Raw genomic sequence first — 12,903 nt, forward strand, 5'->3', positions numbered from 1 at the left:
TATCTACACTGCTTCAGTAATCATCATAATGTTAACAGTGTAATCCCGGTCATTGGCATTAGCTATCCCAGCAGCATTTCTAATATAGATTCTGAAACCGGAAGTAGTTTTATTTTCAAATGCTGCTACGACAGCACTTGAGTTGGAACCTTCCACCTGCAAAAAGACATTAAAAACATTTTCGATACTTAGAGTTGCTCCAAAATTGTAATCATATCTCCCCGAATTGCCAGACATTCTGACGGTAACGTTATCAAAAATTATTTGACAGTTTGTTTGTAGTGAATTCATATACCGCTCATGCCAAACACCAGCTGCTCTCAGCAGGGTATTTGTTTGATTTCCGCTGTACATCTTTATGGTATGAGCTCTTAGATCTCCGAATCCATCAACTGTGTGTATAAGAAAGCCCTTATAAGCACGTACAGCAAAATAACCGTTGTTTATATCGGTTAAAAAATTGCCTTCTGAGCTAAGATCATTAAAAGATTCAATGTATGATCCGTTACCTTTCACCTCTATTTTGGCACCTAAATTTTTCATTATAGTTTCATATTTAGAGGACATTTGAACTTCCCTATCCTCAGTTTTCAAAGAAAAGATTTCGGTTTCACCATTTCTGTTGCCCGAAGTCATTTTCAGTACAGATCCTTCTATCCAATCAGAATAAATATGAGTTCTATAAATATCACCATTTGTAACTACTGTTCCCGTACCACCTTCAAGAGTTATAAAACCTTTATCAATTGTGGTTCCTCCAACGACAACTTTTGAATTATCATCTTTATAAAACTGTTTAAATACACCATCTTTAATCGTTAATACATTTGTGTTTCCATCAAAATACTCTTGATAGATCTCATCTGCCGTTATATAGGATTTATATCTCGAATTTTGAGAAACAGGTTCTATCCTCGCACCTTTTATAAGCGAGCCTTCAATCGTGATTCCTTTAATCGTGCCAGCATTAATTTTGTCCGCAGATAAATTGGCTATTTTAGCATTTGTGATGGCTCCATCTGTTATATGCACTGTGTCAATTATCGCTGTGCCTAAATGTGCTTTTTGGATAGCAGCGTTTTGAATGGCTGCCGTTCCAATCGCAGCATCATTCACATGAAGTGCTGTCACAGATTTTTCTGTGAGCATTACATCATAAGGACTGGCAGACCATTCTTTAATAGTTTCACCCATTCTTAACTGGAGATTTCTAAAGACAAATGAGCCTTCATCTGAAGCGTTCTCTGTATATGCGCCGAATAGCAAATAATAGTTACTTGCAGTATCGCCAGTGTAAGTAAAAGTACAGTTCAATCGTACAAACTCATCTGATGGCAAGCTAGAAATATCGCCAAAAGAAGTTTCAACGGTTTGTCTCTTAAGATTGCTGGGTGTAACGTAATAACGGAAATTCAAGTAATTGAAATTCTTCAAATTGCCTCGTTTAACTTCTATTGAAAAAGTATAAGTTTCTCCATTTACAAGTTTTAACGATTTACGTGGGGATGTTGAAATTCCAAAAAGTATATTATCTGTAAGTTTTTTTGTAACAGTAACTTCATTGTAATCCAGTTCATTTACAGTTAATTCAGCAGAATTAAGTCCAGCTAGATCACTAGACCTTAATAATGAACCCGGTAAGATATTCGAGTTTGAAATATCCGTATACAGTTTGTCTGCTGTCACTGATAGAGCTGCCAGTTTATCTGCTGTGACAGCACCAAACATAATGTCATTATTAAGAACTCTTACAGTCTTTGCCTCATACTCACTCGACCAATCACTGGCCGTTCCATGCGTGTTAATTGTTCTGAAACGGTAATACCATACTTGATCAACATCTACGCCGTCTTGGTGGTGCCAGCCTCCTGTTTTACCTCTGAAAATAAGCTGTGCTGCTGTTGGCGTAAATCCTTTATTTTGTGATGCATACACTTCGTATGCTGCAATGTATGAACTAGGGTTGTAATCCCAAGTAAGAGATACCGTTTTGAACAAACCTTCTGCTTTGATATTTGATGGACGGGGTGGCTTTGTATTCGGAAAACTGCCATCCGTCACGTTGCCCGCTTCCGGTTTTCTTTCCCATGTACCACGATTACTATCAATTATCTTTTGCAACTGCTTTACTCGGTCATCACCCTGTAAGACTGACAAGAACTGTCCTATCTCAACGACACACGTATTTTCAGGATCGGTGATGTCGTATTCCATCGTTATAATTCGCTGTGAAGTTTCGATCGGTATTGCGAAAAAGCGATCTATAGCAATGGTTGTATCTCCAAGATCGACATGCTCGTGCTCATACCCCTCAACACCTTCAAGCAGCTTCACTGATAGCTCATAATTGACCTCTGTTTTTGATGCCACAGTGAGTAAATGATTGTAAGTTGCTTTCAACAATTCTTCGGGATCTTCAATATCTTCATCGCTGAAAATATCTTCTCTATGAATTAATTCCCCATTTTTCAAGCGGCCGTATTTTTGTAATAGAGCAGGATCACCTACCCACTCTTGTCCCTTTGGTTTGTCTACTGGATCACCATTTGATTTTTTCCACTCAACATCTGCGAAGTCGATGAAACGAGAATAACCACCTGTCTCCTCTCCGTCTTCATCAGTTGTTTGTAATGAAGCACCATAACCATACAAAGCTGTTTTAGGATAGCTGATCACGGTACGTCTGATACTTTCAGTGTCCTTATCAATTTCAAAACGCTTGCCGCTGTCTTTTCCTCTGCGCGACAAGACCTTGATTGTTCGTTTGGTGATGGTATTCCCGTCAAACTCCACAACGTCTTTGAATTCGCCGCCCCATTTGTTCAAGACATCGCTTAAACATTCAAGAGCAGTCATTTTATAGAATGATGTCGAGTTTAGTCCTAGCTCGGCGGTCACTTCTGCGGTCCAGCGAGTGCGCTCGAATACTTGATCAAGGACTTCTTGTGCAGTTCTGTCTTTTGGCCGCTTTTCTTTGATGATTGTTTCCGCTAGTTCCATCATTGCAGCCTCACAGGTTACAAGCGTATTAATCTCGGAACCATCATCCGTATCATCAAGCTCTTTTATAACAAACGCCCGCAATTCACTGTCCTTATCTCGGAACACGACTTGATTCTCTTCAAATAGATAACGTGCGTCATGATGGGAAGCATCCGCAATAAAAGAAAAAGAAGAACCCAAGTTGAGTTCTTCTTTGTATTTAGCATCCCAAAAATTACATGAGTCCTGTCCGTCACTGGACAGAACAGCCAAAAGTTCATCTTCTGGCGATAAAATGAATATCTCAGCCATATGACGGACCCCCTTCTATAGATAGGCTTCTTTAAATTTGATACTGCTTTTGTGACTGAATTTTAATTTGACTGGTTTTTGAGCAGGAAAACTAAAAAATTCGGATTGAATTTGCAATCCATTCATGATTGCTTTTCCATTATTCATGACCTTTCGCTTTGCAATATCTATGATCAACGTATCTCCTTCAATAAAGTTGTGTACGATCTTTATGACTTTGTTGACACTCTCATCTGAATGTAAAAGAGCCACCTCATATGAAGTGGCTGCTGCTGTAAAAATGCATTCAATTTGCGGTTCGATCGACGCTAGACTAGGGTTTGTGAATGTTTGAACTCCTTTCCCTAATTCATACGCTGCCGCAGCTCCATATTTCTTAGGATCTGAACAAAGAAAAGTTAGTGTGGCATGCTGTAAGCCTCCTTTTGTCTCGCCTTCTGTCAAACTCTCAAATATGGCGTTATATGTCCTGTCTGGTTCATCGAAAAAAACAAGCGGCTTTTCATCATCCGTATGCAGAATATAGTTCAATTCCTCTTGTTTTTTCTTCAATTCACTTTCACTACTGAATGCGAATAGCACTTCTAGGGTTATCACTCTAACGGGTAACCTAGTACCACGAAGAAAACCGCCTGCGCGGTTCCCTATCGTGTCAATTTTCACTTCTCGACCTACAACACCCCTGCCGCTTGGTGTCTCTTTAAGGTAAAAATATTGTGATATGTCGGTTCCGTTAAAAGTAATCTTCCATTCATTGGGGACAAGTTGTTGATAATTGATCATGTGATCCTCGTCCTCCTTGCGTTAGCTCGTTTTTGCTCATTCTCAACCGGCTTCGCAACACCTTGACCAACCTTTTTGCCGTCCATTTCAATAACAATCATTTGCTCGGGCAATTCAATGTTTTGCAGCTCTGCGCTTAACTCGTGTTTAACCGCTCCTATTTTACTGTTTGTAATAGAAGCATCGTAAGCAATGTTTAAATCTTCTTGTTTGATATACATAGCGTCAGTAACAGCATTCATTGCTTTACTCACAGTACCCACGCCTTGCTGAATCCCCACAGCAATACCCGCTGGCACCATGACACCCACTTGATCACGCATTAAACGTGAAGGCGAATGAATTTTCAGCTTCTTCTTGATCGTTTTTTCAATTGTGGAAGCAATATTGTTGGCTTCCTTCGCAAGCTCGCCTTTCATTCCTTTCATGCCGGATATAATGCCTGACATCGTGTTATATCCAATCGCTTTCCCGCTCTTTTTAAGCGATCCAAGCTGCTTAACATTGACAGTCAATTCAGCAATTTTATTCATGTAATCATTTTTCAGTTTGTTCAGCTCTGAGTTTGCCGCATTTCTCAATTCAGTGATCTTTTTAGTTGTTGCGTTCTTAAGATCCGCAAGCTCTTTGGTCGCTTGTTCGCTTGCCATGCTGTGTTTTTGTTTCCATAGTGAGATATATTTATCTAGCTCTGGAGCAGACATGGAAGCAATCGCTTTTATTTGATCAGCTGATCCCACGCCCATTTGTCTTAATTCATCAACAAATTCTTTTGGTGCGCTGCCTGTTAGTTTTGATAGGTCAGACTGGAAACCTTTCATTCTATCAATTTGCGCTTGCAGGTTATTTAACAGCTTGGAACCACTGACTTTTTCTGTGGTGACACTATCAAACAATCCCATTGCATTGTAAATGGAATCAGTACGATCTTTAAGAGCGTTCTTATACTCTTCATTAGCTTTCTTGATGTCGCTGGTTAGCTTGTCGTTAATGCTCTTAAACTTGGACAAATAGCTGTTGTTTGCAGATAGAAGACCTTTATTCAGCTTATCAGCTGCTTTTCTCTCATCTGCTTTCTTCTTCAGCGCTTCTCTAGTTAGATTATTCTGTGTTGCATAGATTTCCCGTTGAATTTTATTACGCTGGTCAGCTGTCAGTTTTTCCTTCTTTTTAATCTTTTCAAGCTGCTTGATGTATGTCTGACCGCTTATTTTCTTGGTGTCATATTTAACTTCTGCATTAGCAATTTTTTGAGACACTTTCTTTTGATAAGCCAGCTGCGCTTTTGCCTTTTTGCGCTGCGCCTCAAGTGCCTTCTTCTTCTGTTGACTCTGTGTTTTCTTTTGCGCATTGTAAATTTCCCGCTGAATCTTTGCATTTTGCGTGGATGTTAGCTTGTTTTTCTTTTTAATCGCGTTTAATTGTTTGATGTATGTCTTTGAGCTGATCTTACCTGTGTCAAACTTGGTTTCTACAGCTCTAATCTTGTTATCAATGCCTGTTTTTCTTCTCGCATTCGCTTTACGTGCCGCAGCAGCTTGTTTTTTCTTCAATGCTGCCGCTTGTTTTTGCGCTTGCTTTTGCGCTTTTTTCATTTCAGCCTGCGAAGCTCTCTGCGCTGCTTGTGTTGTCTTTTTAGCAGAAGAAACCACAGTATTTGTTGATCTATCAAGACCTACAGCCATACCAGCACCCAAGTTATAACCGATCTCATCACGCATCCACCGTGAAGGGGAATGTATCTTGAATAGTTTGGTAAAGGTGTTTTTGACGTTACCCACAATATCAGATGCTTTTTTGTATAAGCTCGATGCCATCCCGCCAACACCGCGAATTAAACCTTGAATGATGTTCTTTCCGATGTTGTAAAGGTTAATTCCTTTGAAGAAAGACATCACTTTATCCCAAATGCTTTTAATCTTACTTCTTACGTCATTCATCTTGGTTCCAACAGTATTTTTTATATCGTTGAACTTGCCTGAAACAGCCTTCCATATACCGCCGACAACATTTGCGACTGTCGATTTGATCTTATTCCACACACTCCCGATAAAAGTCTTTACTGTGTTGAAAACAGTCGTTGTCGTACTTTTGATTTTGTTCCAGTTGTTCACGAAGAAGTTCTTAATTCCAGACAAAACGCTGCTAAAGAATGATTTAATCCCATTCCAAACTTTAGATGCAGTATTTTTTAAAGCGTTCCAAACTGTTGTAACAATCTTCTTGATAGTGTTCCAAGCTGTCGTGAAGATAGTTTTATAAATCTTAAATAATGTCGTAAAATACGCTTTTATCCCGTTCCATATGGTCATTGCGGCTTTCTTCAATCCATTCCACACAGCTTTAACCACTTTAGAAATGGCATTCCAAACCGTTGTGAAGATTGTTTTGTATATTTTGAACATCGTTGTATAGTAAGTTTTCAGGAAATCCCACACAAACACAGCCGCTTTTTTTATTCCTTCCCATAATCCTTTTAGGAACTCAGAAATAGCTCCCCATGCTTTGATTGTAAAGGCTTTGACTTTATCCCAATTGGCAATAATTAAAGCAACAATCCCAATGACTGCTGCTGTGATCCAACCAATAGGACCCATCGCAACAACCCAAGCTGCGGCCATACGCACTGCATTCGCCATCGCTTGAGCGGCCATAACAGCCATTCGTGCAATGAATAAAGCCATTTGTTTTATTCCATTTTGTAACATAAGAATGAATGAACTCATCTTCGTTGCTGTCCACGCCGCTGCCATTCTTGTGGCATTCGCAATGGATTGTGTAGCCATCAACGCCATTTGTGTGACCCATAGAATCATTTGTCTAATGCCGTTTTGCAACATCATGATAAATGAATTTATGTTCATGATCGTCCATGCCGTTGCTGTTCTTGTCGCTTGAACAATTGACTGAGCAGCCATAACAGCCATGTTTCTTATCCATAGAGACATTTGAACGATTCCGTTCTTTAGAGCAGTGACAAACGCCGAAATTTTCATTGCTGTCCAAGAAACCGCCATTTTTGCGCTGTTTGCTATAGCTTGAGCCGTCATAACTGCATACTTTGCTATGAATTTAGAAATCCATATGATCCCTAATTTCAACTGGCCCACTAAACTAATTAATTTAACTCCGGCTGCTGTTTCTTTAAAGTTTCTTATATACAATGCCGCTGCTTTAAAATCTTTAAATCCGTTAGTTAATGAACTGACAGCTACCATTGCCGGAACAATCGCTCTAACGACACCAATAAGAGATAAACCAGTTGCGATAAATTGTCCAATTGCCGGATTTGCTTCCATTGCAGCATTAGAAAATTTCAAGAAGCTGTTTACAGTTTCTAAAATCGTTTTCCCTAATGGTGCCATTCCAACAAGTAGATTTATAATAGTCCGAGAAATTTGACCAAGTGTGCTCCACACTGTTGGGCCTGTTTTTTCAATATAGGCGATGAAGTTCTTAAATCCTTCTGTGTGTTGAACCGTTCCGGCCCATTCTCTGAATCTAGCAGTCATATCAACCAAAGATGTAAGCATATCAGCTGACATTGGACCAAACGCAGCAAATAAACGGCGTAATGCACCAGAAAAGTTTGTAATCACTTGTAAGAGCTTCGGACCGTTTTCACGAGTGTATGCAATGAAGTCTTGGAATCGTTGTGATGAGCTTAGACCTGCCGCCCATTTAGCCCATGAAGCTGTAGCTTTTTCCATGCTTGCACCCATATCATTTCCTAGAGGACCAAAAGCTACAATTAGGTTCATGACTGTTCTCAAGACATTTCCCGCGATATTTCCGAATGTAACAAATGCTTTACCAGCGTTGTTGTTCATCCATTTGATAAAGTTTTGCATATCTTTTGCTTTGAATGCATTATCAAGGTTTTTCGTTAATGTAACCGCTCCATTTGCCACGTTAACAAACATAGGTCTAAGACTATTCAGAACTGCTTTAAACGTTGTAAGTGAGTTAGTGAACGATTTCAAGATGGGTTTTTGCGTGATCTTCGCAATGTCCTGCCAGTTATCTTTAAAATCTTCTAAAGTAGCAAGGGCTTTCTTCTCCTCTTTCCCTAGAGACTCTTGCAAAACTTTGATTTTCTCCATGATTTTAGCGCGTTCTTTTGCGTTTGTAGCATCATCGAGTTTCGCTTGTAGCTTGTCTAAGTCTTGACCTGTTTTGATAACACTACCGATTGACGTAACAGCCAATGCACCAAAAGCCACTGCGCCAGTACCAGCAGTAGAAAAAGCGCTGACAAGCCCCATTAATCCACTCGTAGCCGATCCAATCATTGGACCAATTGCCCCAATTACCCCCACAGCACCAGATAAAGCAGGAGCGATAGCAGGTAGTAAAGCAAGCAATCCACCACGCAAAGCATTCCCCATGACATTTGAGATTGAATTTGTGATCTTTGAAAGCCTGTTCATGGCATTCTCGAATTTATCTAGCCGTTCCTCAAAACCCTTCCATACATCCTTTATTTTAATAACAACAGTATTAGGAAGACTTGCTAAAGCCGCCCTTGCAATCGCTACAGATCGAATCAAAGCCGCAGAACTTGCATTTATAATTGTTGTAACTCTGTTCGGAATGCTTGCTAATGCAGCACGAGCAGCGGCGACAGATGAATTTAAGTTACTTGCGTTTCCAGCAATCATTGTCGTCACTCTCTGCGCTATCGAAGAAAGAGCGGTACGAGCAACAGCAACCGTTGAAACTAGCGGGCTTGCATTCCCTGCAATGATTGACGTTACCCTTTGAGAAATAGTAGATAATGCCGTTCGAGCTACGATAACAGCACGTCCTAAAGGAGTAGGATTTCCGGCAATGACGGTCGTCACTCGTTGAGCGATAGACCTCAGCCCCGCTTTAGCACGAGCTATTGAACTGGTTAATGGATTGTTATCACCCGTAAAGTAAGTATTGATCCGTTGCGGTATTTCTCGCAATTTTTGACGGGCAATACGAACCGCCCTTATTAAAGGATCTGCATCTGCGTCTAGGTCAACCCGGTTGCGTTCGTGTCGGCGTAAGAAACTATCCATTTGCTGTTCAGCTTCCCTTACACGCCTTTGGAAGTCAGCAATTTCAGCATCTACTTCAACCGTATGATGATCACGCATCCGACGCATCATATCATTCACTTTGTCCATTTGCTTTTTGAATTTACGTGTTTGCGCCTCGACAACCGCCGTTAATTTTTCGATCAAACCCTCACCCCTCTTCTTTTGATTTTCTAAGTATGTTCCGTAAACCAATGTTGAGATCGTTCAAGCGTTTGGCATCCACTTGATTTTTGAAACGGTTGCTAGTGACATCACGCTCAAGCTCTGCCCTAGCTTTTTGTGCATCAAACATTTGTGACGGTTTAACTTTTTTGGCGTTATTCGCATACCGATGAAACATTGCGTTAATTGTCATTCGCTCTATTTCATCAATTTCTCGCATCTTAGCTGCCTTTAACTTGCGTTTATACTCGTTTGGAGTCCATGACATGATAAGATCGTTGTCATAGACACCCATCCAACGAGCTGCATCTTCTATGACTTTGAGGTAGTCGATCCCATCCGCTCTTTGCGGGCTTGCTTGAGCATTTCCATGTACTCTTTCGCTTGTTCCTGTTCCTCGATCCGTTTCGCCGCCATTTCTGGTGTCTCGTTCGGTGCCGCTTTCTTCGGTGCCCCCATTTTCTCCATCATGGTCCATTGCTGACGGATCTTGCCTTTGAAAAAACCGGCATTCTCAAGCGTCTGGAATGCTTCGTTAATCAAACGGTCAGTAGCATCACCTTTAGTGTCTTCGTCAATGATTTTCATGATTGCTTCCTCAATTTGATCTGCTGTTGGTTTACCACTCTTCAAATGAGAGAGAGCACAATCCCAAAAAGCTGAAAGCATTAAAGCATCTTCATTGAGTAAACCCATATAAATGTTCATTGTGCCGCCTGCTTTGTCTTCCTCTTTCGTTGTGTATTTCTCGTTTGCTGTACGATCAAATGCAAAGTCACATCTTGCTGCATATTCCTTATCTCCAATTGTTAAAGTAGCCATTTATAAAAACCCCCGATTTGTTTTTTGTAATAGAAAAGAGCCTCCAGATAATAGAGGCCCTTCAAGTGTTATTCTCCTGTTTCAGCTGGTGCCGTCTGTGTAACGATTTCACTCATTGGAGACTCGCCAGCTTCATTCACTGCTGTCACATTCACTGTTAGTTTGGTATCAGGATTCATACCTGTTGCGACATAACTTGTGTCAGTGACGTTTTTATCAAGACGCTTGTCTGCGCCTCTGTATACGTTATATGAAGTCGCCCCTTCTACCGCATCCCACTTTACTGAAATACTGTCTGACGTGGCGGTAAACGATAGATTTTGGGGCTCCTTAGGGTGTCTCAACTTTCTTGTTAAGCTCGCCGAACTGCTTGAAGCTGTCAGCTCCAGCGGTAGAGCGGATTTGAGCAATGAAAGCAGGATCTAACGCATTTAGCTCACCTTTTTGCGTTTTACCCAATACAGGTAACGTTGTTGAAACCTCAATAAATCCATCCTGTGGCGCGCTTTTCTCAAGGTTTTCAATAATGGCATGACCATATTCCGAATCATGCTTCCCATTTTTATTTAAGTTGAGATTCACTTTCCAAACCTGGATAGCTTCTTCATTATCAAATGCCGCTTCAATGGCTTTTTGACCCGGATCATTGTCCGCGGCGTAGAAAGATAATTCAACAGATTCACTTTTTGTGCCATACCCAACGATACGGCCTGACTTTGTACTTTCATCCAGCGTGTCCTGCTCTTTTGTGTGAGAGCCTTCCGTCTGGAATGCAATAAATAAACCCTCATCATCTGCCGCATCCATCGATTGAACAAAATAGATTTCATCTTTACCATTCAATAGGTTTACCACTAAAACCATCCTCTCAATTGTTTATCGTGTATCTCATTCGCAAGATACCGTGTTTTGTATATCCGTCTATGTCTGTGATGACCTGCATCCCTCTCAGCTCAGAACGGCATAAAGAAAAGCCCTCTATTTCTAGGGGCCTTTTCGTTAATGCTTGCAACATAAGGTCTATGACCTGCTGTGCTTCTTTTTTTCCGTTGTAATCTGACCAACAGTGTAAAACCACGTTTACAACCTCGCCAGCAGACGTTTTGGTCTCGAATAAGGCTACATCGTCATCACCCATAGAGACATAAGGCTTTTTAGTATCTTTGGAAACCGCATCAAAAACGCCTGTGACACGTTCGTTTAACCGCTTATCCATAGATAGCCTTTCAAATATAGCAGCCTGTAACGGCCACAATGATGAGCGCATTTGAGCAGCTCCTTTCTATTGCGTTTCACGGGCAAAGTGCCTCATACCCTCTTCGACAGCTGGGTTAAAGAATGGCTGCGCCCTCATACCTCTAGTCATCACCCATCGGCCTAGCTTTTCATCATAATAAACCCACGGTGTTTGACGGCCGCCGCCTTCCTCTGCATAAATACCCGTTCCGTACTCAACATATATCGCATAATCAGCACCAACGGTGATGATGGCTTTTAACCCTTCGTCTCGATATTCAACCTCAATCGAGTTTTTAAGGTTCCCACCATCGATCATTGCTGTTGGCGCATTAATGACAGCATGACTGTAAATCAGTTCTGCTGTTTCTGTGACAATTTGTTTTGCTCGATCTATGACTTTTCGCTCGAATTTCTCAACCGTTTTCGCCATTTGTTTAGCCCATTTCCCGGATACCTCAGCCATTGAGCACCTCAGAAACTTGGCATTTGAGACACATGATTTCATTTTCCCCGCCTTGGTCGATAGGATCTGACTTCAATGTGAGTATTTTATTTTGGTGTTTAATTCGCATGGTCTTTTCAATGTCTTCCCTATATTCAAAATACACATTGTGGTCAACTGGATATTGTAGTTGTTGAGCTTGGTAAAATTCTCTTGATGAAACACTCGTGACCCTAGCAGGTATTGTCAGATAGTCCACATACTTTTCTGTGAATCCACCGCCACCGTCCGGCACTTTTTCAAATTTTTGAAACGTGATTTTATGTGGGAACTCTTCAAATACATAACTCACCAATAAGCCCTCCTATACGGGTACAGGTACTTAGTGACCGTTTCAGGAAAATCAGTGTCATAAGAGTACGACACATCACCCATACTTCGACTTGCCAAACCTGCTGGCTTTAAGTTGTACTCAGCGGCTTTCGCAACAAAGAATTTTACACCCGCCGGCAGGTCATCTGCATCAAACTTGTTCTTACAAAAATCAGAAGCATATTCAACAAAAATAGGAACAACCTCAGACAAGTAATCATCGTGCTTATCTGTGGTCATTCCTATCATTCTTTTAATCTGTTGGATGTCCATTGGATCACCCTTTCAATTTTTCAAGCAGTGTTTCACGCTTCATGTTGTAATAACCAGCAATACCTTTATCTTTCGCTTCCTGCTTTAGCTGCTCAACAGTCATTTCTTCATAAGACAGGTCGTCTTGAGCATTTTCTTCAATCTTCGCGCGCCTTTTCAATTCTTGTTCCAAGAGCCAAAAGGTTGTTGCTCCCATTTACTCGGTGCCCCCTTCTGCTTCCGTTTTAGTTGCGATTTCTGACATTGCAGATTCGCCGCTCTCATTAACAGAAGTGACATTGATTGTTAACTTAGTATCAGGCGTTAGACCGTCCGTGCTGTATTCAGGCTTGGTTACATTCTTATCAAGACGTTTGTCTGCTCCCCGATAAACATTGTATGAATCCGCCCCAGCTACGGCATCCCAATTAACAGTCACAGATTTACTTGTGCTTGTAAACCGTAGAT

At 41.0% G+C, this 12,903-nt stretch carries 12 protein-coding genes and 1 pseudogene; all 13 read right to left on the minus strand.

The annotated features are described in order from the left end of the window. Positions 1–3 precede the first annotated feature (3 nt). On the minus strand, positions 4–3,294 hold the full coding sequence (locus AC3WTB_RS03795) for a phage tail spike protein (RefSeq protein ID WP_492333334.1): 3,291 nt from the start codon (positions 3,292–3,294) through the stop codon (positions 4–6). A gap of 15 nt (positions 3,295–3,309) precedes the next feature. Continuing rightward, entirely contained in the window at positions 3,310–4,077 is a 768-nt protein-coding gene (locus AC3WTB_RS03800) for a distal tail protein Dit (RefSeq protein ID WP_492333335.1), read from the minus strand. Then, positions 4,074–9,290: a phage tail protein gene (locus AC3WTB_RS03805; RefSeq protein ID WP_492333336.1), complete on the minus strand. Its 5,217-nt coding sequence runs from the start codon at positions 9,288–9,290 to the stop codon at positions 4,074–4,076. The genes AC3WTB_RS03800 and AC3WTB_RS03805 overlap by 4 nt, the downstream gene beginning before the upstream one ends. A 4-nt stretch (positions 9,291–9,294) precedes the next feature. Beyond that, positions 9,295–9,603 carry a hypothetical protein gene (locus AC3WTB_RS03810; protein WP_492333337.1) on the minus strand — a complete coding sequence of 103 codons (309 nt, stop codon included), beginning with the start codon at positions 9,601–9,603 and terminating at the stop codon, positions 9,295–9,297. Between the two features lie 17 nt (positions 9,604–9,620). Further along, complete coding sequence (locus AC3WTB_RS03815) at positions 9,621–10,130, minus strand: tail assembly chaperone (RefSeq protein ID WP_409481915.1); 510 nt, start codon at positions 10,128–10,130, stop codon at positions 9,621–9,623. 68 nt (positions 10,131–10,198) lie between these two features. After that, the gene (locus AC3WTB_RS03820) at positions 10,199–10,474 is read right to left on the minus strand and encodes a fibronectin type III domain-containing protein (protein ID WP_409481916.1); all 276 of its coding nucleotides are present in this window, start codon (positions 10,472–10,474) and stop codon (positions 10,199–10,201) included. Next, complete coding sequence (locus AC3WTB_RS03825; RefSeq protein ID WP_269794404.1) at positions 10,461–10,985, minus strand: phage major tail protein, TP901-1 family; 525 nt, start codon at positions 10,983–10,985, stop codon at positions 10,461–10,463. Before AC3WTB_RS03825 ends, AC3WTB_RS03820 begins: the two co-directional genes overlap by 14 nt. Positions 10,986–10,998: 13 nt before the next feature. Continuing rightward, on the minus strand, positions 10,999–11,397 hold the full coding sequence (locus AC3WTB_RS03830; RefSeq protein ID WP_117729829.1) for a DUF3168 domain-containing protein: 399 nt from the start codon (positions 11,395–11,397) through the stop codon (positions 10,999–11,001). Between the two features lie 15 nt (positions 11,398–11,412). Next, a complete protein-coding gene (locus tag AC3WTB_RS03835) occupies positions 11,413–11,832 on the minus strand; it encodes an HK97-gp10 family putative phage morphogenesis protein (RefSeq protein ID WP_046526966.1) in 420 nt (139 codons plus the stop codon). After that, positions 11,825–12,166 (minus strand): phage head closure protein, encoded by a 342-nt coding sequence (locus tag AC3WTB_RS03840; RefSeq protein WP_492333338.1) that lies wholly within the window; start codon positions 12,164–12,166, stop codon positions 11,825–11,827. The genes AC3WTB_RS03835 and AC3WTB_RS03840 overlap by 8 nt, the downstream gene beginning before the upstream one ends. Next, a complete protein-coding gene (locus AC3WTB_RS03845) occupies positions 12,160–12,456 on the minus strand; it encodes a phage head-tail connector protein (protein WP_350391402.1) in 297 nt (98 codons plus the stop codon). The genes AC3WTB_RS03840 and AC3WTB_RS03845 overlap by 7 nt, the downstream gene beginning before the upstream one ends. 4 nt (positions 12,457–12,460) lie before the next feature. Next, positions 12,461–12,652, minus strand: a complete 192-nt coding sequence (locus AC3WTB_RS03850) for a hypothetical protein (RefSeq protein ID WP_410610377.1) — start codon at positions 12,650–12,652, stop codon at positions 12,461–12,463. Next, positions 12,653–12,901, minus strand: a pseudogene (locus AC3WTB_RS03855) (fibronectin type III domain-containing protein); the annotation flags it as partial. Positions 12,902–12,903 lie beyond the last annotated feature (2 nt).

The organism is Bacillus sp. EB106-04-04-XG123 (genome assembly GCF_058791855.1).

Bases quoted from the DNA above. Each gene is read 5' to 3' on its own strand.
- AC3WTB_RS03830 (WP_117729829.1), bottom strand. From the start codon at position 11,397: ATGCGCTCATCATTGTGGCCGTTACAGGCTGCTATATTTGAAAGGCTA.
- AC3WTB_RS03795 (WP_492333334.1), bottom strand. From the start codon at position 3,294: ATGGCTGAGATATTCATTTTATCGCCAGAAGATGAACTTTTGGCTGTT.
- AC3WTB_RS03810 (WP_492333337.1), bottom strand. From the start codon at position 9,603: ATGGGTGTCTATGACAACGATCTTATCATGTCATGGACTCCAAACGAG.
- AC3WTB_RS03800 (WP_492333335.1), bottom strand. From the start codon at position 4,077: ATGATCAATTATCAACAACTTGTCCCCAATGAATGGAAGATTACTTTT.
- AC3WTB_RS03850 (WP_410610377.1), bottom strand. From the start codon at position 12,652: ATGGGAGCAACAACCTTTTGGCTCTTGGAACAAGAATTGAAAAGGCGC.
- AC3WTB_RS03815 (WP_409481915.1), bottom strand. From the start codon at position 10,130: ATGGCTACTTTAACAATTGGAGATAAGGAATATGCAGCAAGATGTGAC.
- AC3WTB_RS03845 (WP_350391402.1), bottom strand. From the start codon at position 12,456: ATGGACATCCAACAGATTAAAAGAATGATAGGAATGACCACAGATAAG.
- AC3WTB_RS03835 (WP_046526966.1), bottom strand. From the start codon at position 11,832: ATGGCTGAGGTATCCGGGAAATGGGCTAAACAAATGGCGAAAACGGTT.